A 26,316-nucleotide genomic window follows, 5' to 3' on the forward strand; every position below is an offset into this window, starting at 1 on the left:
GTTCCTCCCCCTGTCAGGGAGAGGCTAGGTGGGGGTATCCCCTTGAAGGAAAATAAGATGACGACGCCATCCCCCTTCCGCCTCGATGGCAAGACGGTGCTGATCTCGGGCGCCGGTGGCGGTATTGGCCAGTCGCTGGTCAAGGCTTTCCGCGATGCAGGGGCGAGCGTGATCGGTGCCGACCGGGAAGCCCACATGCTGGACGGCCTTGATCTAACAGGCCAAGTGCTGTTCGATCAATCCGACCCCAAGGCGACCCGCGCGGCGATTGTCCGGTATCTTCAACAGCATGGCGTTCCCGACGCGGTCGTCTCCAATGCCGGCTTTACCCGCGCCGAACATCTCGGCCAAGTCGATGACGATGTCTGGGCCTCCGAACTCGCCATCAATCTCAATGGCGCCTATGCCATGACCGACCCGATCGTCACGGCCATGGCCAGGCGCGGAACGGGCAGCCTGGTCTTCATTTCCTCGGTCAATGCGCTGGCCCACTACGGCAATCCGGCCTATTCGGCGGCCAAGGCCGGGCTGATCGCCTATGCCAAGGCTATCGCGGTCGAGCGCGGCGGCGAAGGCGTGCGGGCCAATGTGATCTGCCCGGGCTCGGTGCGCACCCCCGCCTGGGATCATCGCCTCGCCGCCGATCCGACCCTGCTAGACACTGTGCTGCCGCATTACCCGCTGGGCCGCATGGTGCTGCCAGTTGAGGTGGCCAATGCGGCGGTGTTTTATAGCTCCAACGCCGCCTCGGGGATTACTGGTACCGCGCTGCCGGTCGATGCCGGGCTGACCGCCGGCAACCTGCGTTTCGTCGATGAAGTCCTGAGGGGCAAATGACCGATATTTTCGACCTCGATACCCCGGCCGTGCTGATCGATCTCGACCGCGTCGAGGCAAACCTCAAGCGCGTGCAGGACTACGCCGACAGACATGGGCTTAAGCTCCGCCCCCATATCAAGACCCACAAGCTGCCACGCTTTGCCAGGCGCGCCATGGAACTGGGCGCAGTCGGCATTACCGTGCAGAAGCTTGGCGAGGCCGAAGTCTTCGCCGACGCCGGAATCAGCGAAATCTTCCTGCCCTACAATATCGTCGGTGCAGCCAAGCTGGCCCGCCTTCTGGCGCTGCATGGCCGGGTCCACATCACCGTCACTGCCGATAGCCCCGAGACGGTCGAGGGACTGTCACGCACCTTCGCCGAGAGTGCCACTTCACTGACGGTGCTGGTCGAATGCGATACCGGCATGGGCCGCTGCGGCGTGCAGACATCAGCCGCTGCCGTCGCGCTGGCCGAAAAGATCGTCAATTCGCCGGGCCTGCGCTTTGGCGGCTTGATGACCTATCCGGCCGCCGGGCAGGTCGAAGCCAATGCCGCCTGGCTGACTGCCGCCAAGCTCGCACTGAGCGACGCAGGCTTGCAGGCTGACGTCGTGTCCAATGGCGGCACGCCCGACCTGTGGCGCGCCCACGAGGTGACCGCTGCCACCGAGCACCGCCCCGGCACCTATGTTTATATGGACCGTTTCCAGGTCGCCAAGGGCGTCGGCAGCTTCGACGATTGCGCGCTGACCGTATTGGCCACCGTGGTCAGCCGCCCCACCGAAGACCGCGCCATCATCGACGCCGGCTCCAAGGCGCTGACCAGCGATACGCTGGGCATGACCGGGTTCGGGTTGATCGAGGCCTATCCGGACGCAGTGATCGTCGGGCTGAGCGAGGAGCACGGCACCATCGATCTCTCCGCCTGCGCCGCCAAGCCCAGCATCGGCGACAAGCTCCGCATCATCCCCAACCATGCCTGCGTTGTCAGCAACCTGTTTGACCGGGTGAACCTGATTTCAGGTGACAGGCTGGTCGAGACGGTCAACGTCGATGCGCGGGGCAGGGTGGACTGATGATCCGGGGCACCCAAACCACGCCCACCCTCTCGCTTTCTCCCTCGGGCTCGACCCGAGAGCCGCCCGCCGCTCGTACCGTATGAAGAGTGACCCTCGGGTCAAGCCCGAGGGGAAAGACGGTGGGTGTGGAGCGCCAGTGCATCTCCCAGCAAACCTCATCCTGAGCTTGTCGAAGGACGAGGTTGTGGCACAATCCAGTCGCGCCCCCCTTGGTTCGACATCTTGAGCCTGTCGAAGGATCACCATGAGGTCTGCTGTGAATTCTTTGCCATCCACCTTCTTCGATCGTCCCGCCGCCGATGTCGCCCGTGAACTCATCGGCATCACCCTGCTGGTCGACGGCGTCGGTGGTCCCTTGGTCGAACTCGAAGCCTATGATCGGGCCGATCCCGCCTCGCACAGCTTCAACGGCCCCACACCACGCAACAGCGCCATGTTCGGGCCGGCCGGCCATGCCTATGTCTATCGCATCTATGGCATTCACTGGTGCCTCAACGTCGTCTGCCAGCCCGGCAGCGCAGTGCTGGTCCGCGCGTTGGAGCCACTGCATGGCCTCGACAAAATGCACGAGCGGCGCGGTGCCATGGTGGAACGGCAACTCTGCTCCGGGCCCGGCAAGCTCTGCCAGGCCCTGAACGTCACCATTGCCCATAACGGGTTGCCACTCGATGCCCTTCCTTTTGCGCTACTTGCAACCAGTGAAACCCACGCCATCGCCTCTGGCCCGCGTATCGGCATCACCAAGGGTGTCGAGACGCCATGGCGCTTCGTCCGGCGCGGCTCGCCGTTTCTGAGCAAGCCAATGCGGTAACGGGCTCTCAAGCGAGAAGTCTGCGCCTGCCTTCCTTGAGCGGAGAAATTGAGAGACGGGTTCGCTAACTCCACCGGTGGACCCCACCCATCGAGTGAGGCGCTCGACCTTCGTGATCGGCAAGTCCGGAACCATCCTCCCTGCCAAGGATTGGCTGGCAGAGACCTGCGCGCGTCAACCGGACATGGCGGCAGAGGGAACGGGGATGGTTTTTCCGGTATCCCGCCCCGGCCAACGAAATGGCAGCCGAGCCCTTATCCCGCCCGCGCCGGTCTCACCCTAATCTTGCAAGCGTGATTCACCCGATCGCCGGTGGATAGCCTCGCCCTGTGATCGAGCTTGCCTTGCGGCTGCCCCCGCCCTGTGATTCAAGGACTGCGTGAGCACGCTTGAATCGGCATGGAATCTTTTCACGAGCGGCGCGGTGGCTATGCCGCGTGACCCGCATGTGGTCCTGCGCGATGTTTTTGGCCACAAGGACTTTCGTGGCCAGCAGGCGGACGTGGTCCAGCACGTCGTCGGTGGCGGGGACGCGGTCGTGCTGTTCCCTACCGGCGCCGGCAAGTCCATGTGCTTCCAGATCCCGGCGATTTGCCGCCCGGGTGTTGGCATCATCATCTCGCCGCTGATCGCCCTGATGCGCGATCAGGTCGAGGCGTTGAAGCAGGCTGGTGTCGAAGCGGCGGCGCTCAACTCGTCACTGTCCGCTGAAGAGTCAGCCGAAGTTCGCCGCAAGCTGCGCAACGGTCAGCTTGACCTGCTGTATGTGGCCCCCGAACGCGTCGCGACCCCCGGCTTTGCCAACATGCTGTCGGGCATCGACATTGCGCTGTTCGCCATCGACGAAGCCCATTGCGTGAGCCAGTGGGGCCATGATTTCAGGCCGGAATATCGAGAGCTGATCAACCTCGTCGAACTGTTCCCCGGCGTGCCGCGCATTGCGCTGACAGCTACGGCCGACCCGACCACGCGCGAAGACATCATCGAGCGGCTGGGGCTGGAACAGGCCAGGGTGTTCACCACCAGCTTCGATCGCCCCAACATTTCCTATTCCATCGTCGAGCGCGACAAGGCCCGCGACCAGTTGCTGGCATTCCTCGCCGCGCACAAGGGCAGCTCGGGCATCGTCTATTGCCTGTCTCGAGCCAAGGTCGAAGACACGGCCAAATGGTTGTCTTCCAAGGGCATTCCAGCGCTGCCCTATCACGCGGGTCTGCCGTCCGGGACGCGCAACGCCAATCAGGATGCTTTCCTCAAGGAGGAAAACATCTGCATGGTGGCGACGGTCGCCTTCGGCATGGGCATCGACAAGCCCGACGTGCGCTATGTCGCTCATATGGACCTGCCCGCCTCGATCGAGGCCTATTACCAGGAAACCGGCCGCGCCGGTCGCGATGGCCAGCCCGCCGATGCGTGGATGAGCTATGGCATGGCCGATGTGGTGCAGCGCCGCCGCATGATCGACGAAGGCAATGCGCCCGACGACATCAAGCGCGTCGAACACGGTAAGCTCAATGCCCTGCTGGGTGTCTGCGAGACTGCCGAATGCCGCCGCAAGGCGATCCTGCGCCACTTTGGCGAAGACTATCCCGGCAGTTGCGGCAATTGCGATACCTGCCGTTCACCGGTCGAGAGCTGGGATGGTACTGAGGCCGCCATCAAGGCTTTGGCCGCCATCTATCGCACCGGCATGCGCTTTGGCGCCGCCCATGTCATCGACGTGTTGATGGGCAAGGCCACCGAAAAGGTCGAACGCTTCGGCCACCAGAACCAGGCAGTGTTCGGGCAGGGTGCCGATCTCGACGCCAAGGTGTGGCAATCGGTGATCCGCCAATTGACCGCCTCGGGCCTGATCGTCGTCGATCACGCCAATCATGGCGCGTTGACGCTGGGCGAAGGCTCGCGCGCCGTATTCAAGCACGAGCGGACGGTAATCCTGCGCAAGGACCGCCCGAAAAAGTCGATCGAGGTCCGCCGCGCGCTGGATCGTGCAGCCACGGTCCCGCCCCATGCCCTGCCACTGTTTGAAGCCCTGCGCGAAGAACGCACCCGCCTCGCCAAAGCCCAGGGCGTACCGCCCTATGTCATCTTCCATGACGCCACTTTGCGCGCCATGGCCCTCGCCGTTCCAAAACACCCACACGACATGCTCAACCTCCCCGGCGTCGGCCAAGCCAAGCTCGACCGCTACGGCGAGGCATTTTTGGCGGTGGTCAGGCAGGTTGCGAATTGACCGAAACAACCGCACCGCGCCAGCGGTTCGCTATCGTCGACATTGCCCGCGGCGTCGCCATCATCGCCATGATGGCTTACCACCTGTGTTGGGATCTCAGCTATTTCCGCTTCATCGCGGCCGACGTTGGCTATGACCCGCAATGGGTGATGATCGCCCGCACGATCCTCGCCGTCTTCATGTTCCTGGTCGGCATTGGCCTCGTGCTGGGCCATGGCAATGGCATCCGCTGGCGCAGCTTCTGGCGTCGCTGGGTTTTCGTCGTTCTCGGCGCGCTGGCCATCACTGTCGCCACCTACATCGCCTTCCCGCAAACCTTCGTCTATTTTGGCGTGCTGCATGCCATCGCGCTGTTCAGCCTGCTCGGCCTCGCCTTTGTGCGCACACCGCTCTGGCTCCCTATCGTGGTGGCCGTCGCCGTCATCGCGCTGCCGTTCTTCTACTCCGACCCGCTATTCAACGAAAAAGCCCTGTCCTGGATTGGTCTTTGGCAAGAGCCGCCGCCGACCAATGACCTGGTCATGGTGTTCCCATGGTTCGGCGTCGTGCTGCTCGGCATCATCGCGACGCGGCGGGTACGGGCCTCCGGGTGGTCGGCGCGTCTGGCAACAATCGCGCCGAAAGGCCGGCTGCCGCGCCTCTTGGCCTTTCTCGGCCGCTGGAGCCTGCTGATCTATTTGGTTCATCAGCCGCTGCTTCTCGGCCTGATTTATCCCGCCGCATCGGTCATGCAACCGCAGGTCGCCCTGCGTGATAATGATTTCCTCCGCACCTGCCAAAGTACCTGCGAGGCAGGCGGCACCTCGCCCGCCATGTGCGTAACCTATTGCCAGTGCGGTCTTCAGGGCGTCGATACCAACAATCTCTGGAATGCCATAACCACCGGCATGGTGACGGCGGAGGAACAGGCCCTGCTCGATGCGCAAAACCGGCAATGCTCGGCCGTGATTTATCCCGAACTGAACGCGCCGCAATAAGACCAAAGCACGACGTTGGGCCCTCGTTGTTTGCGATTTTTGCGCAGATTTCGTCTTGAATGGAAGACCAAACGGGCGTTGATTAGTCACGCGAGTTCGATCTTCCGAGTCACGGCGACCATCGGCGTTTTGCCGGCTCGGGCCCACACATTTGTATTGAAGTCTGGATACTTCCTTGACCACCGACAAGGCTGGCCGCGTCCATTCACGCGGCGATGCGCAGGCCCATGTTGCCGCCGCCCATGCGGGCAAAACCCATAGCCCGCTAAAGCGCATCACCCTCTATTCCCTGCGTCATCCCTGGCAGGCGGGCCTCGCCATCGGCGCCACCGTGGTGGCCTCGGTGCTGCAACTGCTGATCCCGCGGCTGCTCGGCCACGCTGTCGATCAGGCGCAGGGCATCTTGTCGACAGGTTCGGAGGGGGCGCAGCAAGCGCTGTTCTGGAGCGCCATGACACTGCTCGGCGTTTCCGTGGCGCGCGGGTTTTTCACGCTGGTGCAGAACTATTACTCCGAATCGGTCGGCCACCACGTCGGCTACGAACTGCGCCTGGCCTTCTATGACAAGGTGCAGCGCCTCTCCTATTCCTATCACGACAAGGTCCACACCGGCGACCTGATCACCATCGGCCTGCTCGACCTCGATGGCTTGCGCATGTTCTTTTCGACCGGCTTCGTGCGCACCATCCTGCTGTCCGTGCTGATCGGCGTCGGCGCCTTCATGCTGCTGACGACCGATGTGCTGCTGGGCTGCCTGGCGCTGAGCTTTGTGCCTTTCGTCGCCTGGCGCTCCTCGGTCGCTCAACTCAAGTTGCGCGGTACCTGGCTGGTGCTGCAGAAAAAGCTCTCGGCGCTGACCCGGGTGATGGAAGAAAACCTCGGCGGCATCCGCGTGGTGCGCGCCTTCTCGGGTCAGGATTTCGAACTCGCCAAGTTCGATGCAGCTTCGAAGGAAGCGCTCGATCTGTCGCATGACCGGGTGCATATCCGCGTCCGCAACACCTCCATGATGACATTCTCTTTCTTTACCGCCATGGGGCTCGTGCTGTGGTTCGGCGGCAATAAGGTAATTGCCGGCGAGATGAGCGTCGGCACGTTGGCGAGCTTCCTCACCTTCATGACCATCCTGCAGATGCCGGTGCGCCAGCTTGGCCTGATGGTCAATTCCTTTGCCCGCGCCGCCACCTGCGGCGAGCGCTTCTATGCGTTCCTCGATCAGCCGCTCGCCATCGCTGACGCTCCCGGCGTAGCCGAGCTCAAGGTCACCGACGGGACGTTGCGTTTGGAGGATGTGCATTTCACCTATCCCGGCGCCAATCATCCAACGCTCGACGGCGTCACCTTCGAGGCCCGCGCCGGCCAGACCATCGGCATCGTCGGCGCGCCCGGCAGCGGCAAGTCGACCCTCGCCCACCTCATCCCGCGTTTCTACGATGTCAGCTCCGGCCGCATTACCATCGATGGACAAGACGTCAGCGCCGTCTCGCTGCAATCGCTGCGCCGCTCGGTCGCCGTGGTGCAGCAGGACAGCTTCCTGTTCACCACCACCATCGAGAACAACATCGCCTATGGCGATCCTTGGTCCAAGGAGACCAAGATCGAAAAGGCCGCCGAAAGTGCGCAATTGCACAATTACATCATGGGCCTGCCCGCCGGCTACGACACCGTGGTGGGCGAGCGCGGAGTGTCTCTGTCAGGGGGCCAGCGCCAGCGCCTGTCGATCGCGCGCAGCCTGGTGCTCAAGCCCGCCGTCATGGTGTTCGATGATTCCACTGCGGCCATCGATGCCGGCACCGAGCACCGCATCCGCAGCGCCATGCGCCGTTATGCCAGCGATCGGGTAACGCTGATCATCTCGCATCGTCTCAGCTCGCTCATGCATGCCGACGTCATCCTGTTTCTCGATGGCGGCAAAATCGTCGAGCGCGGCACCCATGAACAACTGCTGGCCAACGGCGGCCGCTACCGGGCGTTGTACGACCTGCAGACCCGCCCCAGTGACGACATCGAAATCGGGAGCGCCGCCCAATGAGCGCCGTCGAAGAAGAAGACCGCGAGACTGCCAGCTTTCCGGGCCAGCGCCCGCCGCGTGCCAGCGTTGGTTCGCACCGCATCGAAGAGGAGATTTTCGGCAAGGCCTACGACCCGCGCACCGTGCGTCGCATCTGGGCTTTCGTGCAGCCGTACCGACTCAAGATTTATCTGTCGGTCGCGGCGGTGCTGGTCTTTACCATAACGCAGCTTGCCATTCCGCTGATCATTGGCCGTGCCATCGATATCGGCATGACGGAGGGCGGCACTGCCACCAACCTGCTCTGGGCCGTCGTCAGCTTTGCGGTCGTGGTGGTGGTCAACTTCGCCGCGTCCTGGGTGCAGGAAAGCGAAGTGGGTCAGGTGGCCGAAAATGTGCTGTTCGACATGCGCCGCGCCATGTTCGCGCAACTGCAGCGCGTCTCGCTCAGCTTCATGGACAAGACCGAAGTCGGCCGCCTGATGAGCCGCCTGCAGGGCGACGTCAATTCCATGCAGGAGTTTCTCGAAACCTCGGTGATTTCGGTCGGCGACATGGTGCTGCTGTTCGGCATCGTCGTCGTGCTGCTGACGCTCGATTTCCGACTCGGCCTGTTGACCCTCAGCACCATGCCGATCCTCTTTATCGTCCGCATCTTCTGGCTGCCCCCGGCCAAGCGCGCCTTTTGGGCGGCGCATGAGACCAATTCGATCACCGCCGGCGCCATGGCCGAGGGCATCAATGGCGTCCGCACGGTACAAAATCTTGACCGCCAGAAGGTCAATTTCGAGCTCTACGACGACAAGGCCTTCAACAACCTGCAGACCCAGCTGACCGGCTCGCGCTTTGCCCAGGTCATGGTCCCCATCGTCGACAGCCTCACCGGCATCGCCATGGCCATCGTGGTCGTGGTCGGCGGCTCGCTGGTGCTCAATGGCAGCCTTGAGATCGGCGTCATCGTTGCCTTCATCTTCTATATCCAGCGCTTCTTTGACCCGATCCGCTCCCTGACCATGCAATATTCGATTATGCAGCGCGCCATGACCTCGGGCCGCCGCATCACCGAAGTGCTCGACGTGCCATCCTCGATCAACGACAAGCCGGACGCCGTCACGCTCACCCGCGACATGGATGGTTCAGTCGAATTCCGCGACGTGGTGTTCGGCTATAGCCCCGGCCGCCCGGTGCTGAAAAACGTCAGCTTCACCGTCAAGCCCGGCGAAACCGTCGCGCTGGTCGGCCCCACGGGCTCAGGCAAAACCTCGGCCATGTCGCTGGTGCATCGCTTCTACGAAGTGGACTCCGGCGCCGTACTGGTCGGCGGCCACGATGTGCGCGACGTCACGCAGCAATCGCTTGGCGAACAGGTCGCCATGGTGCTGCAAGAACCCTTCCTGTTCACCGGCAGCATCTTCGACAACATTCGGTACAACAAGGCCTCCGCCACCCGCGAGCAGGTCATTAACGCCGCCGTAGCGGTGGGCGCACACGACTTCATCATGCGCATTCCCGGCGGCTATGACAGCATTCTCGAACAGCGCGGCTCCAACCTGTCGCTGGGCCAGCGCCAATTACTGAGCTTCGCCCGCGCGCTGGTCGCCGATGCCAAGATCCTCGTGCTCGACGAAGCCACCGCCAATATCGACAGCTACACCGAACGCCAGATCCAGAAGGCTTTGCTGACCCTTTTGGAAGGCCGCACAGGCATGGTGATCGCCCATCGCCTCGCCACCATCCGCGGCGCCGACCGCATCATCGTGCTGCAGAACGGCGAGATGATCGAGACTGGCAACCACGACGAGCTCATGGAAAAAAACGGCCTCTACGCCAAACTCTACAACATGAACTACTCCAGCTTCGACGACATCCCTGATGACCTGGTCGCCCAAGCCAATCCGCGGACCGCGAGCACTTGAACTGCCAAGAAGAGTTCTTGTTTGGGTACCCCCACCTAACCTCCCCCTGATGAGGGGGAGGAACTTCATCGAGCTTGGGGCACCATGTCATCCAACACACCGGCAGTATTCCTCCCCCTTTTCAGGGGGAGGCTAGGTGGGGGCATTCTTCTTATGAAAGGCCAGCACGCCACTCTTGGCACTTGCCAAACATGCTCTTCCTTGCTGGTCTACCGAAACGCCCCGGAGTCCCCTCATGCGCCTCATCGCCATAGCCGCCGTTCTGCTCGCCACCACGCCAGCCTTCGCCGATGACGCCGTCACCTATCGCGGCACCCTTGGCACCCATGACATCGTCGTCGAACTGACCGACCCAGACGTCGGCACCATGGTCGGGCGCTACAGCTACATGGCCAAGGGCGGCGACATTCCCCTCGACACACTGGAAGACGCCGATGGCACCATCCGCCTTTCCGAGGAAGCGCCCTGCACCGAAACCACCTGTGTCAGCGACGACAGTGGCAATATATCCGACAAGCCGGCCGGCGCGCTGTGGACGCTGTCGCCGCCGGTCGATGGCAAGCTGACCGGCACCTGGAAAGCCAAAGGCAAAGCCGGCAAGGCACTTGATATCACGCTCACCGAAATCGGCCGCCGCGTGCTCCCCGAGGGCACCGAGGTCTCGCCTTATGGCCTCTATACCAGCGCCGCCGAGCTAGTGTTTGCCACCCCCGATGGCTTTACCAGCGGCACCGCCCCCTACGAAATCGCCAAGATGGACGCGGCGATGGATGAAGGCCCGGTCGAGACGATCGACGGGTCCGAATACCGCTACGTCACCGACCCGCGCAGCAAGTTTGCCTTCCCGCGCGTGGTTTCGCTGGTCGATGGCAGCAGCCCCGACGCAGCCAATGCCGCGCTCGCCGCCCGCCATGCCGCAATCAACTACGCGGCATTCGATTGTTTGGCGCAGGTCTATGGCGGCTTTGGCGGTCGTGGCGACATGCTCGGCATGGGCGCCGGCACGCTGGCCGATTTCGATAGCGAAAGCATCATGCTGACCTACCTGTCGCCCGCCGTGACCGGCTGGACCGAGGGTGGCAGCACCTTCTGCCAGGGCGCCTATCCCAACAATCATTTCGATAGCTACACGCTCGACACCCAGACCGGCTCGCCGCTGCCGCTAGGCAAAGTGTTCAAGGACTGGATCGCCACTGCCAACTATGTCGATGACGCACCGATCGACCAGGACGTGGCGCTGCAATCGCCGGACGACTATGGCTGGCAGGCCGGGCAGCCGTTGATCGACTACGTCATCGCCAATCGCATCGTCAGCGACGATGTCAGCTACGAGAGCGAATGCGGCATCAATGATCTTATCGCCAGCTATCTGGGCGTGCGCTTCGTCGAAGGCGACAAGGCGATCTTTTCGCTGGTTGGCCTGCCGCATGTGAGCTTCGCCTGCGGCGATGACCTCGTCACAGTCGACCTCGCCGACATCCCAGAACTGCTGGCCCCAACCGCCAAGGACTATTTCCCCAGCCTGGCGCAGTGAGCGCCTCGCGGTTTTAGTAGGGGCCCATCCACATCGGGACCAAACCACTCCCACCCTTAATCCCTCCCCACAAGGGGGAGGGAGACGATGAACACTGACCTCAGAGCTTGCGCCTCCCTCCCCTGAATGGGGAGGGAATGAGGGTGGGGTGATGGCAGCCACCGAACTCGCGTATGGGCGGTTCGGCACCCCCTCTTGCCGCATCCGTCATGGCGCCCGTTTCACTGCGGGCGCATGAAACCCCAGTGATTTGGGGACTGTCCTATGAGCCTGCCGGTTATCATCGCTTTGCTGTTGTCCGTATTCCTGACCTCGACCCTGTCGGGCGTCTTCGGCATGGCGGGCGGTCTGGTGCTGCTCGGCATCCTGCTGATGATCCTGCCGGTGGGCACGGCTATTGCCGTGCAGGGCGCCATCCAGATCATCGCCAATGGCTCACGCGCCTTCCTGTCGCGCGCCTTCATCGACTGGAAAATCCTCGGCTTCATCTGCCTCGGCCTCATCGCAGCCGGCATAATCCTCTATATCATCCGCTACACGCCCGATCTGGCCACGGTGTGCATCACTATCGGCCTGATGCCGATCCTGGTGTGGATTCCAAAGGACTGGCTGGCGCTCGATGCCAGCAAGCCGCATCACGCTTTTCTCTGTGGCCTGCTGGGCGGTGGGCTGAACCTGGCGGTGGGCGTATCCGGCCCGACGGTCGATATTTTCTTTATCCGTACCATGATGGACCGCCGCGCCATCGTCGCCACAAAGGCGGCAACGCAGGTCGTCTCCCACGCCTCCAAGGTTATCTTCTACTGGAATGCCGCGGCCATATTGACGCCCTTTGAATGGGGCGCCATCGCCTTCGCCGCGCCCTTTGCCATCGCAGGCACCAGCGCCGGTCACTGGATTCTGCAGCGGCTGACCGACGCCAATTTCCGCAAATGGACCCGTTGGGTGGTGACGGTGATCGGGATTTTCTACCTCGCCCGCGGCATTTCCTTGCTGATCTGATGCCGATGGGTATGGTGCCGGTTGGAGACCACATGGCACCTTTCGACAGCGTCACGGCGCGCCTCATACTGCTATTGGCCGAGACCGGCTCCATTGGCCGCGCCGCCGAGCGCGAGGGCATCGCCTCGTCCGCCGTCAGCCGCCGCGTCTCCGATCTTGAAAGCCGGCTCGGCGTCGTGCTGTTTGATCGCTCGGCCCATGGCGTCAAATTGACCAGTGCCGGCGAGGCCTATGCGCAAGGCTGCCGGCTGGTGCTCCGGGCCATCGCCGATCTCGATGTGGTGATGGCCGATTTCGGTGACGGGTTGCGCGGCAGCCTGCGGCTGGCCTGCACCGGCTCGGCGCTCACCGGCCGCCTGCCCGAACTGCTGGCGCTCTATGCCGCCAAGCATGTCGGCATCGCGCTCAATATCCAGGAAATGATGGCGGCCAAGGCGCTGCTGGCACTGGACGAGGGCAGGGCGGATGTCGCCATCGTCTCGGACAATTACGATTTCACCCGCTTCGAGATCAAACCCTTCGAGGATGACCGCGTCTGGGTGTTGGCGCCGCCCGACCATCCGCTCGCCGCCAGCATCCAGCCGCGCAAGGACATCGCCTTTGCCCAGGTTATCGACCACCCTATCGTCGGCATCCACCAGGTCGGCTCGCTGAACCGCCTGTTGGGCGAGGCCGCCGAGAAAGCCGGCAAGCCGCTCGTCGAAAGCGTACGCGTCGAGAGTTTTCCGGCGCTGGTACGCATGGTCGAAGCCGGCTTCGGCATCGGCTTCCTGCGCTCGACAAGCCTGCACCTGCTGGCCGGCACCGACCTGGTCTGCGCCCCGCTGGCCGAGCCGTGGGCCCTCCGCCAATTGCTGGTCGCCCGCCGCAAGACCTCGCCTTTGTCCTCCGCCATGAAGAGCTTCATTGCCCTCTGCAGCGAAACCTACGTCCCAAGCGTCTAGGCGCGACACTTCGGCTCTTCCACCTGTCGAGCCAACCTCCTATGACTGTTCCCATGCACACCAAGCGCACCATCGGCAGGGAGATAGGAACGGCACTCGCCGTGCTGGCCATCTATCTGCTGACGCTGCTGGCGCCGATGCATCAGGCTCGCGCCAGCCAGTTGGTGTTCGAGGAGCTTGGCTACACCACGATCACCACCGGCTGGGTTCTGTGTACGCCTGATGGCGCCACCGGCCAGGATCGCGACATATCCGTCACCAAATGTCCCGCGGCGGGTATCGGCAAGTATGAGCTCGTACTGCCCAGTCTCAACGTGCTCCCGGCCGGCCTCGACGTGGTGGCCTTTGCCAACGCCTTGCCGGCGGTCGTCTCAGCCTTTTTGCCGACTCCAACGGCCCCGCCCAGCGGCCCACGCGCCCCTCCGGCCTTGGTCTGATCTACCTGCGCTCGCGCCATCCAGACCCATTCAAAACCGGAACTACCATCATGAATCGCGTCCTTCGCACCGCTCTCGCGGCCGCTATCCTTATCGTCACACCTGCCTTCGCCCATAACGGCGTCGTCCACCTCGGCCCGCTCAACATTTCGGTGCCGTTCACTCGCGCCACGCTGCCCAACGCGCCGGTCGGCGGCGGCTTCTTCACCGTTGAAAACACCGGCACAGAGGCTGATCGCCTGGTTTCGGCGAGTTCCAGCGTTGCCAAGGACATCCAGATTCACTCCATGGCCATGGAAGGCGATGTGATGAAGATGCGCGAACTCCCCGATGGCCTCGAAATCCCGGCCGGCGAGACTGTAGTGCTGTCGCCCGGCGGTTTCCACCTGATGTTCATGGGTCTCAACCAGGCCTTCGTCGAAGGCGAAACCGTCACCGTGACGCTGACCTTTGAAAAGGCGGGCACCGTGGATGTGGTCCTGCCCGTCATGACGTCGGCTGCCGATGCCCCTGCCGCCTCGGAACATGCCCACTGATGGCCGCCCTTGCACGCATACGGACTGGTCTGTGGGCATTGGTGGCTGTCGTGGCCGTGGCTGCAGCCGGCTTTTACGCCTATACGTCCATGACAAGCTCCGCCGAGGCGGCGGGGCTGGGCCATGGCGATTACCAGTTGCATACTGTCGGGGGCGAAGCCTTCACCCGTGACAGCTTCAATGGCCATCCGTCGGTCCTGTTCTTCGGCTTCACCCATTGCCCCGAAGTCTGCCCGACCTCGCTGGCTGAAATCGCCTCATGGTACGAGACGCTGGGCGATGAGGCGAAGAACCTCAACGCCTATTTCGTCACCGTCGACCCGGAACGCGATACGGCGGCGGTACTCAGCGACTATGTCGCCTGGACCGGCAAGGTGACCGGCGTCACTGGCGACCCAGCCGAGATCGAAAAGGCCACCAAGGCTTGGGCGGTCTATGCGGCCAAAGTCCCGCTCGATGGCGGCGACTACACCATGGACCACACCGCCTCGGTTTTCCTGCTCGACAACAAGGGCGAGTTCTCGGGCACCATCGCCTATCGCGAAGACAATGCCACCGCTCTCGGCAAGCTGCGCAATCTCTTGGCAAAGTCCTGACCAAAGCCCGATCCGATTAAGTTCGGATCGGGCATTTCAACGAAGACCCCGATCTACCCCGTGACCAAGCCCAACGCGATTGCTAAGGTGCGCCGACCATCAGGAACCTCCGCCATGAAGCCATCGATTTCCATCATCACCATCGGCGTCGATGATCTCGAGCGGGCTTTTGCCTTTTATCGCGCGCTGTTCGAGATCGAGGATGACAAGATCGGGGCAGGGGAGGACCATGTGGCCTTCTTTTTCCCCAATGACTTTTCCTTCGTGCTGTTTCCCCGCGAACAGATCGCCCAGACCGCCGGCAAGGACGTCGCCATCGCCGGCACGCCCGGCTTCGTCTTGAGCCATCAAGCCGGCAGCCCCGCCGAAGTCGACGAAATCCTGCGCAAAGTGCTGATCGCCGGCGGCGCCATCGTCACCAATGGCACCCAGTCAGAATGGGGCTACTCCGCCTATTTCGAAGACAGCGAAGGCAATGTCTGGGAACTGATGGCCCAGCCTGCCGCCAACTAGATGTCGCCATTCCGCTCGGCAAACGCTTTCCGGCTTGCCTCGATGCTGGCATGATGCGCCTCGGCCCACAGCCAGACGCCGCAGAACGCGGCGCCGAGGCTCCCGCCCATTTCTGTCAGGCTATAGTCGACGCGCGGCGGTATCACCGGATGCACCACGCGTTGCACCAGCCCATCCTCCTCCATCTGGCGCAACGTCTTGGTCAGCATCTTCTGGCTGATATTGCCGACCTTGCGGCCAACCTCGCTGAAGCGCAGCGTGCCATGATCGTTCAGCGCTTCGAGGATCAGCATGGTCCACTTGTCGGCCACCTTTCCGATAATGTCCCTAACCAAGCCATCCAGCGCCGGATCGATCGGCTGTGCGCCCTTCCGGTCATCCCAGTCATAAATTCTTGGTGCCGAATCGCCTTGTTTCACTGACACTCTCCGGTAGGTGTGTATCGCTCTTTCGGGAGCCTACTTTCCGTTGGAGAGTATGAGGTCTATGTCTCCCTCACGCAAGAGTAAGGAGACTTTCGATGCACACCACGGGCAATACCATTCTCATTACCGGCGGCGGATCGGGCATTGGCCGCGGCTTGGCCGAGGCATTCCACGCCCAGGGCAATCAGGTCATCATTGCCGGCCGGCGCCAGTCGGCGCTGGATGAAGTCGTCGCTGCGTATCCGGGCATGGCCGCCTTCACCGTCGACATGGCGGACGCAGACTCCATCATCGCCTTCGCCCATCAGGTGATCGAGGCCCATCCAGCGCTCAACGCCGTCATCAACAATGCCGGTATCATGGTCAATGAAGACCTCGTCGGCGGGAACTATCTCTCGATTGCCGAAGCCACCACTGCCACCAACCTGCTCGGTCCGATCCGCCTGACCGCAGCCCTGCTGCCGCATCTGCTGGCACAGCCGAAAGCGTCCATCCTGACCGTTTCGTCCGGCCTCGCCTTCGTGCCGATGGCCGCCACGCCGACCTACAGCGCCACCAAGGCCGCGATCCATTCCTACTCGCAGGCGCTCCGCCATCAACTGCGCGACACGTCGGTCGAAGTCATCGAAATCGCGCCGCCCTATGTGCAGACCTACCTCCAGGGCGAGCATCAGGCCAACGACCCCCACGCCATGTCGCTCTCTGACTTCATCACCGAAACCATGAGCCTTCTGGCCGGCACCCCGGAAAATGGCGAAGTCCTCGTCCAGCGCGTCCACCCCCTGCGCTTCGCCGAGCAGACCGGCAGAGCCGCAACGATGTTCGGCTTCATTAACCCAGCATAGCCCAAAAATGGCCGGCGGCTAAAACCCGCCGCCGGTCTTGAAGCCACCGCTCTTGCGCGTGCCGGTCGAGCCGGTGCGTGGGCGGGAAAAGCCACCGCCGCTGCCGGAGCCACCGGTCCAGCCGCCACCAAAGCCACCGGAACTGCCGCGCGGCCTCGACTTATTGCCCGAGCCGCCAAAACTGGAATCGGGCCAGTTCATGGTGCTGCCGCCACCCTCGGGCCAAGGTGAATTCGTCCGGCGTCCGTTATTGGGCAAGCCGACGCCGCCTCCCCAGTCGGAGGTGCCCGCACTCCAGTTCTGGCTGCCCCGCCACTTCTCCCAATAGCTGGCCGCTGAAATTCCACCGCGCAGGAAGTCGTTGAGCACGTCGCCCACCAGCTTGTCATCGCGGAAGGTCGAGCGCGGATCGTCGAAGCGCTGCTTCTTGAATTCCCACTGGATGTCTTCCAGTTCCCGCCGCCGCGCCGCCAGCGTCTTGAGCCGCTCGTTGAGTTCGCGCGTCTCGCCCTCTTCTTCCTTGGCGCGGACGCGGGTCTCGTCGATCTGCGCAACGATGGTGTCGTCCTGCCCGGTCCGCGTCAGCCGGGCCTCGGCCAACAGGGTCTGGATATCCTCACGGCCCAGTGCCGCCGCCAATTCGCCCAAGGCGCCTTCAAAAGCCGGATTACCGCCCTGCGATAGCTGTCCCACCAGCTTTGCTGCCTCGTCGCGCCGGTCTTCGGCGGTGACGATCTGGGCATCCACCGCGTCGATACGCGCCTGCGTTTCGGCCATGGCGTCGCGCATTGGCTTGCCCCCGGCATTGTCGATTGCCGCGGTTTCCAGCGCATCGACTTCCTGTTCGGCGAGGGCGGCATTTTCTATCCCCCGCTCGGCATGCTCACGCAACCGCAGCGGAATTTCGTTCAGCATGGCAAAGTTCGGCCGCGCCTTGGCGAAACCAACCAGATCCGCGACTTTGCTGTCGAAAAAGCGGATCAGGTTGTTGGCGCGATAGCTGGCCGTGCCATAGCCAGCTTCCCACAAATACATGAACAGCGCATCGTCGCGATACGGCTTGCCCTTCTGCTCCCGATCGGCCTCGGCCTGCTCGGTTTTGCGCATCGACTGTCCGGCGATATCGGCCATTTCCGTCGCGGCCTGGCGCCTGCCGGCAAATGCAGGGTCGCGTGCAATAGTCGGGCCAAGCTTTGTGGCCAGCGCCTTGAGTTCGCCCTGATGGGTCTCGAAGATCTTGAGCGCATCATTGCGTTCGGCTGTCAGCCGGGCCAGCGTTGCGTCCTCGTCGGCGACTGCCTTCTCGGCCGTGCTCAGGTCCTTGGCATGGGCCTTGAGCATGTCGCGGGCCTTGCCCTCGGCGCTCGAAATACGACCGTCGAGTTCGGCCTGTACCGCCGGATCGATCCGCAACCGCGCCAGTTGGCGGAACATTTCGGCCTCGTTTTCACGGATTTTGCCCAGCTTTTCGGCCGAGCGCGCGAGCCGCTTGGAAATGTCTTCTTCCTCGCGGCGGATGTCGCGCATTGCCTCATCAAGGCTGGCCAGGGCTTCGGGTCCGCGGATGCTCATCGCCCTACCACTGCGTTACCGCGCCACCGAGAACCGGCACGCTATATTCGACGTCCAGGAAGCCATTCGATTTGCGACCGATTTCATTGTTCTGGATAATGCCATCGTCACGCCTGTCGGCGGCGACGCTGTCATAGACGCTTTCCGGCACGCGTACGCCCCAAGTCGCGACCACTTCGGTCTGCCCGTTTTCCTCGTTCAAAATAGGCAGCTCAAGCTCGTTGCCATCGACGTCCAGCGCCTCGACGACGATATAGTAGTTGGTGGCAGCCGTATTGACCTCGGGAATGGTCCAGAAGCCAGACCGCACATCGGCGCGGTTGATTACGCGCAACGTATACTCCTGGCGCAACTGGTCGCGCAGCGCGATCAAGTCAGCCATTGCCCTTTCGGCAGCGACCGAATTGCCCTCGGCTGCAAAGGTCTTGCCGCGCGTGCGCAAGGCTTCGGCTTGCAGCACGGCCTTCTGCACCTTGGTTTCGTCGAACACCGTCCCGTACAGCGCATCGAGCCGCGCCGGCACGCCTTCGCTGAGTTCGATCCGTGCATTCTCGGCCTGGCCGCGCTGATAAGGCTGCCACAGACCGAGATAGCCCACCGACAGCACCAGCACAGCTACAAGTGCCGCGCCCACGGGCTTTCCCCAGCGCTCGCGGCCGACATAGAGCCGCGCCATGCTGGTGCCAAATCCGGGCTTGGGCGGATCATAAACGAAGCGGCTTTCATGTAGGGCCGCAACGCCTTCCTTGAGGATATGGTCGGGAACCTCGATGCCCTGCTGGTGATAGATGTCGCGCAGCTTGTCGATCAACTGCTGCTCCCGGCTCACCCCGGCGAGTTCACGCGTAGCCAAATCCTGCCGATGACGGAGCGTGTCGACCACGTCCATCGCCAGCATGACTTCATCGAGGGGCGCAGCGGGCTTCGCTGTTACGTCACTCATAGTTGGCGTTCACCCGTTCTACCGACTCTCTCAGTTTTTCGTTTCAAGCAGCAGCGCATTGCCATCTGCTGCCAGCGTGGCGAGACGACGCTTGCCGTCTTCCACGGCGTCGCGGATTTCAGCCGAATTCTTGGTCGAGGCGATCCGCATCTCGTTGATGATGGTGCGGCTCTTCTCCTGGAAGTTGACCACGGAGTCGACCAGCTTCTTGACCGCATCGGCGCGCACCGTCGGGCCATAGCCGGCACGCACGGCTTCTTCCTGCACCTTGTCGCCGATTTCGGAGAGGGTCTCGAGGCTCTTGCTCATCCCCTCCTTCATCGCATTCAGCGTCGCCGTGGACTCATGCAGCCCGAACATGCCGGTGAACGAAGCGGAAAGCGCTGTGAGAACCGTCTCGTTGGTCGAAAAGAACGAAATCGACTGCTGATAGACGCGCTCTTTGGCGTTGGTCGTCTGCATCAGCCGCGCCATTACCACTTCGGAGGTATTGTAGGAAATCGTCAGGTTATCCGAGAGGTCCTTGGCGATCTGGTAGCGCTTTTCCTCGTTCTGCATGTCGCGCAGCTTTTCGTCGCGATCCATTTCGAGCCGCGCACGATCGGCCGGCACGGTGCCGGCATAACCCGACACGGCGGTCGATGAGGCGTTCAGGATGTTCTTCTTGTCTTCGAGGCGACCTTCGGCGGTCTGCAGCACTTCGAGCGCCATCACTTCGGCCTGCTTCAGCGCGCCGCGGAAATCGCGATAGGCTTCGAGGATGATCTGCTCGCGATCGATCTGGTCCTTGGTGTCCTTGGTGACGTCGAGATAGACGTCGCGAATCTTGTTGAAACGCGTCGCGATATCGCCGCGGCTTACCTTCATCCAAACATTGGACGTACGCTCCAACAGGTCCAGCTTGTTGTCGGAAAGCTGGTCGACCATGCCCTTGGCGTCGTCGCGGATGGAATCAAAACCCTTGGTGATTTCTTCGTAGCGCTCGCCGATCTTCATGGCTGCGATCTGGTCGCGCACTACTTCGTTGAACGAGCTGGCCTGGCTCAACGTGCGGCCGATCAGGATGACGCGAGTTTCGTCCAGTTCGGTAATCTGGCTCAACAGACCGGTAATCGGCTGTTCGCCCTGCTGCTCCGGCCATACGCCGAGGTTGCGGATGGCGTTGACGGCCTTGTCCAGATACTGCAGCGGCTTCTCCGTCATCGCGACGGGCGCCAGCGTGGTCTCCGGTGCAGTGGTCACTTCATTGGCCATTTTTCGCTCCCGTAAATCTGACGCCGACATGGCGGATTGCGCGACTTGCGCTATAGATCGCTGCTCGCGCCAGCGCTTACAATTGCAACCCGGCGCCAGGGCAACTATTTAGACCATATTGGTGCGAAAAAGCCGCACGTAAAGAGCGGAAGGCACGACATGGCTGCGCATTCTTTCAAGATGCAACAAGGCCTTATTGGGGCGATCCACTAATGGACTTCGGTGGCCGCTATATCGTCGCCGCGCCACGGGAAACCGTCTGGGCCGCGCTCAATGACACCGCCATGCTGAAGGCGGCGATTCCCGGCTGCCACACGATTGAATGGGCCAGCGAAACTGCGCTCGACCTCGAGATCAAGGTCAACCTCGGTATTGTCCACCCAACCTTCCGCGGCGAGCTGTCGCTGTCCAACATCGTGCCCGCCGAGCGTTATACGCTGTCCGGTCGCGGCAAGGGCGGGCTGCTTGGCATGGCTGAAGGATCGGCCAATATCGTGCTGGGCGATTCCGGCAAGGACACAATGCTGGTGTTTGCCGCCAACGGTGGCGCATCCGGCCAGGTGATGAAGCTGGGCAAGGCGGTGATCGGCAATTCGGCACAAAAGATCATTGACGGATTCTTCGAGCGCTTCGGCGCGGCCATGGGCGCCGGAGTGACTCCACTACCGCCGGAACGAGCGCCTTAACCCTTCGCTAACCACGCCCCGATCTGCCCTCAAAGCATCACAATCGGGACGCCCGTCATGGGCTATTGAACTGTCAACGCCACTCGCTCAATTTGAAACAAATCCCAATGACCACCAAGACCCGCGACACCATTGCCCTCTTCGCCATCGCCTCGCTGGCGATTCTTGCGGTGCTCTATGCCGACGCCGATCTGGGTCAGTTATTCGCCTTCATTCTCGCCCGCTCGTAGGCATCCGCCCAAGCTCCGGGTAATCCTTAGTGCGGCGCGCAAGCAGCCTGTCTAAATTTTGACCAACCGGGCAAATTTGCTCGATTTCCTCTTGCAGGCGTCCCGTTTGCACGATTGTATCCCCAGCTAGCGCACAGGGATTGTCCGTTGGCAGCACACGCCATCGCTCATGTGCGAGACAGGGAGACTACACAATGAAACTCACGACCCTTACCAAGGCCATTGCTGGCGGCGTCGCGCTCTCCGCGGTCCTCACCGGTACTGCCCTTGCTGATCCCGCGATCATTTATGATGGCGGCGGCAAGTTCGATGCGTCGTTCAACGAAGCTGCCTACAACGGCGCTGAAAAGTACAAGGCCGAAACCGGCGGCGCTTATGGCGAACTCGAAATTTCGAGCGACGCACAGCGCGAACAGTTCCTGCGCCAGTTCGCAGAGCGCGGCTATTCGCCGATCGTTACCCCGGGCTTCAATTTCGTGACTGCGCTGCAGACTGTTGCTCCCGAATTCCCCGACACCCACTTCGTCATCCTCGACGCCGTCGTCGACCTGCCGAACGTGCGCTCGGTGACGTTCAAGGAACAGGAAGGCTCCTACCTCGTCGGCATTCTCGCTGCGATGAAGTCCGAGAGCGGCACCATCGGCGTTATTCCTGCCTTTAATCTCGACCTTCTCGAAGCCTTCGCTTGCGGCTTCAAGCAGGGCGCTGTGTCCGTGAACCCCGACATCAAGGTTCTCGAGACCTATATCGGCGCCGGCTTTGAAGCCTTCAACGACAAGCCCAAGGCTGTCGAAGTCGCCAAGAGCCAGCTCGATCAGGGTGCCGACGTGGTGTACCAGGTTGCCGGCGGCGCCGGTGCTGGCGTGCTGCAGGCCGCTGCCGATGCGGGCAAGTTCTCCATCGGCGTCGATAGCAACCAGAACCACCTCTATCCCGGTTCGGTCCTGACCTCGATGGTCAAGCGCGTCGACGTTGCCACCTACAATGCCTTCATGGATGAAAAGAACGGTACTTTCACTCCGGGCCTGATCACTCTCGGCCTTGCCGAAGATGGCGTTGCCGCTGCCTTCGACGACAACAATGCTTCGCTGATCACCCCGGAAATGACAGCTGCCGTCGACAAGGCTTCGGCTGACATCAAGTCGGGCGCGCTCGTCGTGCACGATTTCCGCACCGACAAGGCCTGCCCGGTCTAATGTCGGGAAGCTTTGCTTGATGACGACCGTCAACACACCTTCGCAGGGGCTGGAAACAGCCTCTGCGTCTACGCCCGCAATCGAGTTGCGCGGCATCAACAAGCATTTCGGTCCCGTCCACGCCAACCGCGACATTGACCTGGTCATTCGGCGCGGCACCGTCCACGGCATCGTGGGCGAAAATGGCGCTGGCAAATCGACCCTGATGTCGATTCTCTACGGCTTCTACACCGCCGACAGCGGCGACATCTTCGTCAACGGCACCAAGCAGAACATCACCGATAGCCGCCATGCCCTGGCGCTCGGTATCGGCATGGTGCACCAGCATTTCATGCTGGTCGAAAATTTCACCGTGCTGGAAAACATCGTGCTCGGCGCCGAGGATAGCGCTTTCCTGCGCCCGACGCTGGCCAAGGCTCGCGCCCAGCTCAAGCAGCTCGCCACCGATTATGGCCTCGAAGTCAGTCCCGATGCGATCATCGAGGATCTTTCGGTCGGCCAGCAGCAGCGCGTTGAAATTTTGAAAGCGCTGTATCGCGGCGCCGATATCCTCATTCTCGACGAGCCGACCGGCGTTCTGACGCCTGCTGAAGCCGATCACCTGTTCCGCATCCTTCGCACCCTGCGTGACGAGGGCAAGACTGTCATCCTGATCACCCACAAGCTGCGCGAGATCATGGCCATCACCGATGAAGTTTCGGTCATGCGCCAGGGCGCCATGGTCAAGACACTCGAAACGTCGAAAACCTCGCCGACCGAACTGGCCGAAGCCATGGTCGGACGCCGCGTGCTGCTGCGCGTCGAAAAAGGCCCCGCCAGTCCGGGCAAGGTTATGCTTGAGGTCAAGAACCTCGTCGTCGCCGATGATTTCGGCATTCCGCGCGTCAAGGATGTGAGCTTCTCGGTTCGCGCCGGCGAAATCGTCGGCATTGCCGGCGTCTCTGGCAACGGCCAGTCGGAACTGCTCGAGTCCATCACCGGCATGCGCGACCAGACCGCCGGCACCGTCTTCCTCAATGGTCAGCCGCTGTCGCTCGATGGCGACGATGGCGCAGCGCGTGCTCGTGCCGCCGGCCTCGCCCACGTCCCCGAAGACCGTATCCGCATGGGCCTGATCACCGCCTTCGAAGAATGGGAAAATACCATTCTCGGCTATCAGGACAGCTACGGCTCCGGCCCCGGCCTTTCCATCGCCAAAGCCAAGGCCACGGCCAAGGAATACATCGCCAAATTCGACATCCGCCCGTCCAATCCCGAACTCAAGACCGCCAATTTTTCCGGCGGTAACCAGCAAAAGATCGTGCTGGCGCGCGAGATGGAACGCGACCCCGACGTGCTGGTCATCGGCCAGCCCACCCGCGGCGTCGATATCGGCGCTATCGAATTCATCCACAACGAAATCATCAAGATGCGCGACGAGGGCAAGGCAATTCTCTTGGTCTCAGTCGAGCTCGACGAAATTCGTTCGCTCTCGGATCGCATCATCGTCATCTTCGATGGCCAGATCGTCGGTGAAGCCGATCCTGCCACGGCTGACGAAGGCGCTCTGGGCCTGCTGATGGCAGGCGTCACCGAGCAGGGGCACAGCCCCGGTCCGGGAACTCTGCCCGATCATGTGACCCCCATCGAGCGCAATCTCACCGAGATGAGCCCCAAGGATAATTCAGCCAGGGACGTTTCGCCATGAGCGTGCGCACTCCGTTGCCCCGCTGGGTCGATGTCGCCCTGTTGCCGGCGCTAAACGTCATCCTGGCTTTCCTGATCGGCGGGCTGATCGTGCTCGCGGTCGGCCAGAACCCGCTCCAGGCGGTCGGTATCATGATCGGCGGCGCCTTCGGCTACGGCCTGGGCTTCGGCTATACCCTCTATTACACCACCGATTTCATCTTTGCCGGTCTGGCCGTTTCGCTGGCCTATCATGCCGGCATGTTCAACATCGGGCCCGAGGGCCAAGCCTATGTCGGCGGCCTAGGCGTCATTCTTGTGGCTCTGGCGCTCAATGGCCTCCATTGGAGCCTGATGTTCCCGCTGATGATCGTCGCCGGTGCGCTGTTCGGGGCCTTCTGGGCCTTCATTCCCGGCGTGCTGCAGGCCAAGCGCGGCAGCCATATCGTCATCACCACCATCCTGTTCAACTTCATCGCCGTGTCGCTGATGAGCTACATCATCACGCGCATTCTCAAGCCCGAAGGCGTGCAGTCCGACGAAAGCGCGCCCATCGACGCCATCTCACGCATTCCGCGCCTCGGCGAATTCATCGGCCTGTTCGGTCGCTCACCCGTCAATCTGACGTTCATCCTCGCCATTCTGGCGCTCGGTTTCGTCTACTGGCTGGTCTGGCATTCCAAGTTTGGCTACGCCATGCGCGCCCTTGGCCACAACCCCACGGCGACCCGCTATGCCGGTATTTCCAGCTCGCGCATGATCATGATCACCATGGCGCTGGCCGGCGCATTGGCCGCCATGGTCGCCGTCAACAATGTCGGCAGCGTCCAGGGCCGCCTGATCCTCAATTTCGTCAATGGCGCGGGCTTTGTCGGCGTCGCCGTCGCCTTCATGGGCAAGGCCCATCCCATTGGGGTCGCGCTTTCGGCGCTGCTGTTCGGCGCGCTCTATCAGGGCGGGCAGGAACTGGCGTTTTCCATGCCCGGCATCACCAAGGAAATGATCGTGACCATCCAGGCTTTGGTGATCCTGTTCACCGGCGCCATGGGCGACATGCTGCGCATTCCTCTTGAACGGCTGTTTGCCCGCGGTGCGACGGAGAGCGGCACGTGAACTATTTCAACGACCTTATCCTCATCCTCGATTCCACCGTCCGGCTCGCTGTTCCATTGATCCTGGCCTGCCTTGCAGGCCTCTATTCGGAACGTGCCGGCATCGTCGATATCGGTCTTGAAGGCAAGCTGCTGGGTTCCGCCTTTGGCGCTGCCGCGGTCGCCGCGGTCACCGGCTCGCCCTGGCTCGGCCTGTTCGCTGGCATCGGCGTGGCGCTGGCCATGTCGGGCATTCATGGCCTCGCCTCGATCAATCTCAAGGGCAACCAGACCATTTCCGGCGTAGCGCTGAATTTCCTCGCCGCCGGCCTCACCACCTTCCTCGGCCAGAGCTGGTTTCATCGCGGCGGCATGACCCCGCAGTTGAACAACGATCAGCGTTTCAATCCAATAGTCCTGCCATTCGCCCCCGAACTGGCCGGTGTGCCAATCCTCGGGCCGATCTATTCCGAGCTGATCTCGGGCCACAATATTTTGGCCTACGCGGCCTTCGTCGCCGTGCCGATCACGGCCTTCGTGCTGTTCCAGACCCGCTTCGGCCTGCGCCTGCGCGCTGTGGGCGAAAATCCGAAGGCGCTCGATACGGCAGGCATTTCGGTAACGCTGCTGCGTTATCAGGCGCTCATCATCACCGCTGTTCTCGTTGGTATAGGCGGCACCTATCTTTCGATCGCCCAGTCTGCAGGCTTCAACAACAACATGTCTGCCGGCCGCGGCTATATCGCGCTCGCTGCGTTGATCTTTGCCAAGTGGAAGCCATGGCCGGCCTTGCTGGTCTGCCTGCTGTTCGGCTTCCTCGATGCGCTCCAGTTCCGCCTGCAGGGGATCCGCTTCCCCGTCATTGGCGAAGTGCCCGTGCAGGCCATCCAGGTTCTGCCCTACGTGCTGACCATCATCCTGCTCGCCGGCTTCATCGGACGCGCCGTTGCGCCCAAGGCGTCCGGGATTCCCTACACCAAGGAGCGGTAGCCCCGGTTCGG

General features: G+C 62.2%; 24 protein-coding genes and 1 pseudogene. 21 read left to right on the plus strand and 4 right to left on the minus strand.

Annotated features, from left to right (window positions below):
• Positions 1–57: 57 nt before the first annotated feature.
• From WH91_RS10410 to WH91_RS10475, 14 genes are all read left to right on the plus strand, one after another.
• Positions 58–837 carry an SDR family oxidoreductase gene (locus WH91_RS10410; protein WP_046170950.1) on the plus strand — a complete coding sequence of 260 codons (780 nt, stop codon included), beginning with the start codon at positions 58–60 and terminating at the stop codon, positions 835–837.
• Positions 834–1,895, plus strand: a complete 1,062-nt coding sequence (locus WH91_RS10415) for a D-TA family PLP-dependent enzyme (protein ID WP_046170951.1) — start codon at positions 834–836, stop codon at positions 1,893–1,895. The genes WH91_RS10410 and WH91_RS10415 overlap by 4 nt, the downstream gene beginning before the upstream one ends.
• A 259-nt stretch (positions 1,896–2,154) precedes the next feature.
• Positions 2,155–2,709: a DNA-3-methyladenine glycosylase gene (locus tag WH91_RS10420; protein WP_244542385.1), complete on the plus strand. Its 555-nt coding sequence runs from the start codon at positions 2,155–2,157 to the stop codon at positions 2,707–2,709.
• A 430-nt stretch (positions 2,710–3,139) separates the two neighbouring features.
• On the plus strand, positions 3,140–4,942 hold the full coding sequence (gene recQ / locus WH91_RS10425; protein WP_082102105.1) for a DNA helicase RecQ: 1,803 nt from the start codon (positions 3,140–3,142) through the stop codon (positions 4,940–4,942).
• Positions 4,939–5,919 carry a heparan-alpha-glucosaminide N-acetyltransferase gene (locus WH91_RS10430; RefSeq protein WP_046170954.1) on the plus strand — a complete coding sequence of 327 codons (981 nt, stop codon included), beginning with the start codon at positions 4,939–4,941 and terminating at the stop codon, positions 5,917–5,919. Before recQ ends, WH91_RS10430 begins: the two co-directional genes overlap by 4 nt.
• Positions 5,920–6,094: 175 nt before the next feature.
• Entirely contained in the window at positions 6,095–7,951 is a 1,857-nt protein-coding gene (locus WH91_RS10435) for an ABC transporter ATP-binding protein (protein WP_046170955.1), read from the plus strand.
• Positions 7,948–9,846, plus strand: a complete 1,899-nt coding sequence (locus WH91_RS10440; RefSeq protein ID WP_046170956.1) for an ABC transporter ATP-binding protein — start codon at positions 7,948–7,950, stop codon at positions 9,844–9,846. Before WH91_RS10435 ends, WH91_RS10440 begins: the two co-directional genes overlap by 4 nt.
• A gap of 235 nt (positions 9,847–10,081) precedes the next feature.
• Positions 10,082–11,380: a hypothetical protein gene (locus tag WH91_RS10445; protein WP_046170957.1), complete on the plus strand. Its 1,299-nt coding sequence runs from the start codon at positions 10,082–10,084 to the stop codon at positions 11,378–11,380.
• 264 nt (positions 11,381–11,644) lie between these two features.
• Positions 11,645–12,382 carry a TSUP family transporter gene (locus WH91_RS10450; RefSeq protein ID WP_046170958.1) on the plus strand — a complete coding sequence of 246 codons (738 nt, stop codon included), beginning with the start codon at positions 11,645–11,647 and terminating at the stop codon, positions 12,380–12,382.
• Between the two features lie 32 nt (positions 12,383–12,414).
• Positions 12,415–13,326, plus strand: a complete 912-nt coding sequence (locus WH91_RS22600) for a LysR family transcriptional regulator (RefSeq protein ID WP_052952738.1) — start codon at positions 12,415–12,417, stop codon at positions 13,324–13,326.
• 53 nt (positions 13,327–13,379) lie between these two features.
• Complete coding sequence (locus WH91_RS10460) at positions 13,380–13,763, plus strand: hypothetical protein (RefSeq protein WP_143078143.1); 384 nt, start codon at positions 13,380–13,382, stop codon at positions 13,761–13,763.
• A gap of 50 nt (positions 13,764–13,813) precedes the next feature.
• The gene (locus WH91_RS10465; protein ID WP_046170961.1) at positions 13,814–14,299 is read left to right on the plus strand and encodes a copper chaperone PCu(A)C; all 486 of its coding nucleotides are present in this window, start codon (positions 13,814–13,816) and stop codon (positions 14,297–14,299) included.
• The gene (locus tag WH91_RS10470; protein ID WP_046170962.1) at positions 14,299–14,895 is read left to right on the plus strand and encodes an SCO family protein; all 597 of its coding nucleotides are present in this window, start codon (positions 14,299–14,301) and stop codon (positions 14,893–14,895) included. The genes WH91_RS10465 and WH91_RS10470 overlap by 1 nt, the downstream gene beginning before the upstream one ends.
• Before the next feature lie 114 nt (positions 14,896–15,009).
• Positions 15,010–15,408, plus strand: a complete 399-nt coding sequence (locus WH91_RS10475) for a VOC family protein (RefSeq protein WP_046170963.1) — start codon at positions 15,010–15,012, stop codon at positions 15,406–15,408.
• Here WH91_RS10475 and WH91_RS10480 read toward each other — a convergent pair.
• Positions 15,405–15,800 (minus strand): winged helix-turn-helix transcriptional regulator, encoded by a 396-nt coding sequence (locus WH91_RS10480; protein WP_244542386.1) that lies wholly within the window; start codon positions 15,798–15,800, stop codon positions 15,405–15,407. The two genes, WH91_RS10475 and WH91_RS10480, sit on opposite strands and share 4 nt — an antisense overlap.
• Positions 15,801–15,928: 128 nt before the next feature.
• Here WH91_RS10480 and WH91_RS10485 point away from each other — a divergent pair, with 128 nt between their 5' ends.
• Positions 15,929–16,678: an SDR family oxidoreductase gene (locus WH91_RS10485; RefSeq protein WP_046170965.1), complete on the plus strand. Its 750-nt coding sequence runs from the start codon at positions 15,929–15,931 to the stop codon at positions 16,676–16,678.
• A gap of 18 nt (positions 16,679–16,696) precedes the next feature.
• On the opposite strand, the gene WH91_RS10490 is transcribed toward WH91_RS10485, so the two are convergent.
• Genes WH91_RS10490 through WH91_RS10500 form a run of 3 tightly spaced genes read right to left on the minus strand, consistent with a single transcriptional unit; the run spans position 16,697 to position 20,447 of the window.
• On the minus strand, positions 16,697–18,250 hold the full coding sequence (locus WH91_RS10490; RefSeq protein ID WP_046170966.1) for a coiled-coil domain-containing protein: 1,554 nt from the start codon (positions 18,248–18,250) through the stop codon (positions 16,697–16,699).
• A gap of 4 nt (positions 18,251–18,254) precedes the next feature.
• The gene (locus WH91_RS10495; protein ID WP_046170967.1) at positions 18,255–19,193 is read right to left on the minus strand and encodes a DUF6384 family protein; all 939 of its coding nucleotides are present in this window, start codon (positions 19,191–19,193) and stop codon (positions 18,255–18,257) included.
• Positions 19,194–19,223: 30 nt separating this feature from the next.
• Entirely contained in the window at positions 19,224–20,447 is a 1,224-nt protein-coding gene (locus WH91_RS10500) for a cell surface protein (RefSeq protein WP_211198846.1), read from the minus strand.
• A gap of 212 nt (positions 20,448–20,659) precedes the next feature.
• Between WH91_RS10500 and WH91_RS10505 the strand changes: the two genes are divergently transcribed.
• The 6 genes and pseudogenes from WH91_RS10505 (at position 20,660) to WH91_RS10525 (ending at position 26,305) form a co-directional block, all read left to right on the plus strand.
• Complete coding sequence (locus WH91_RS10505; RefSeq protein ID WP_046170968.1) at positions 20,660–21,133, plus strand: SRPBCC family protein; 474 nt, start codon at positions 20,660–20,662, stop codon at positions 21,131–21,133.
• A 107-nt stretch (positions 21,134–21,240) separates the two neighbouring features.
• Positions 21,241–21,363, plus strand: coding sequence for a hypothetical protein (locus WH91_RS25785; protein ID WP_280140236.1), 123 nt, complete (start codon positions 21,241–21,243; stop codon positions 21,361–21,363).
• A 194-nt stretch (positions 21,364–21,557) separates the two neighbouring features.
• Positions 21,558–22,559, plus strand: a complete 1,002-nt coding sequence (locus tag WH91_RS10510; RefSeq protein WP_046170969.1) for a BMP family lipoprotein — start codon at positions 21,558–21,560, stop codon at positions 22,557–22,559.
• Positions 22,560–22,578: 19 nt separating this feature from the next.
• Positions 22,579–24,129, plus strand: a pseudogene (locus WH91_RS10515) (ABC transporter ATP-binding protein); the annotation flags it as partial.
• 119 nt (positions 24,130–24,248) lie between these two features.
• Positions 24,249–25,337, plus strand: a complete 1,089-nt coding sequence (locus WH91_RS10520) for an ABC transporter permease (RefSeq protein WP_425285344.1) — start codon at positions 24,249–24,251, stop codon at positions 25,335–25,337.
• Positions 25,334–26,305, plus strand: coding sequence for an ABC transporter permease (locus WH91_RS10525; RefSeq protein ID WP_046170971.1), 972 nt, complete (start codon positions 25,334–25,336; stop codon positions 26,303–26,305). The genes WH91_RS10520 and WH91_RS10525 overlap by 4 nt, the downstream gene beginning before the upstream one ends.
• Positions 26,306–26,316 lie beyond the last annotated feature (11 nt).

The organism is Devosia psychrophila, from assembly GCF_000971275.1.
GTDB classification, from domain to species: domain Bacteria; phylum Pseudomonadota; class Alphaproteobacteria; order Rhizobiales; family Devosiaceae; genus Devosia; species Devosia psychrophila.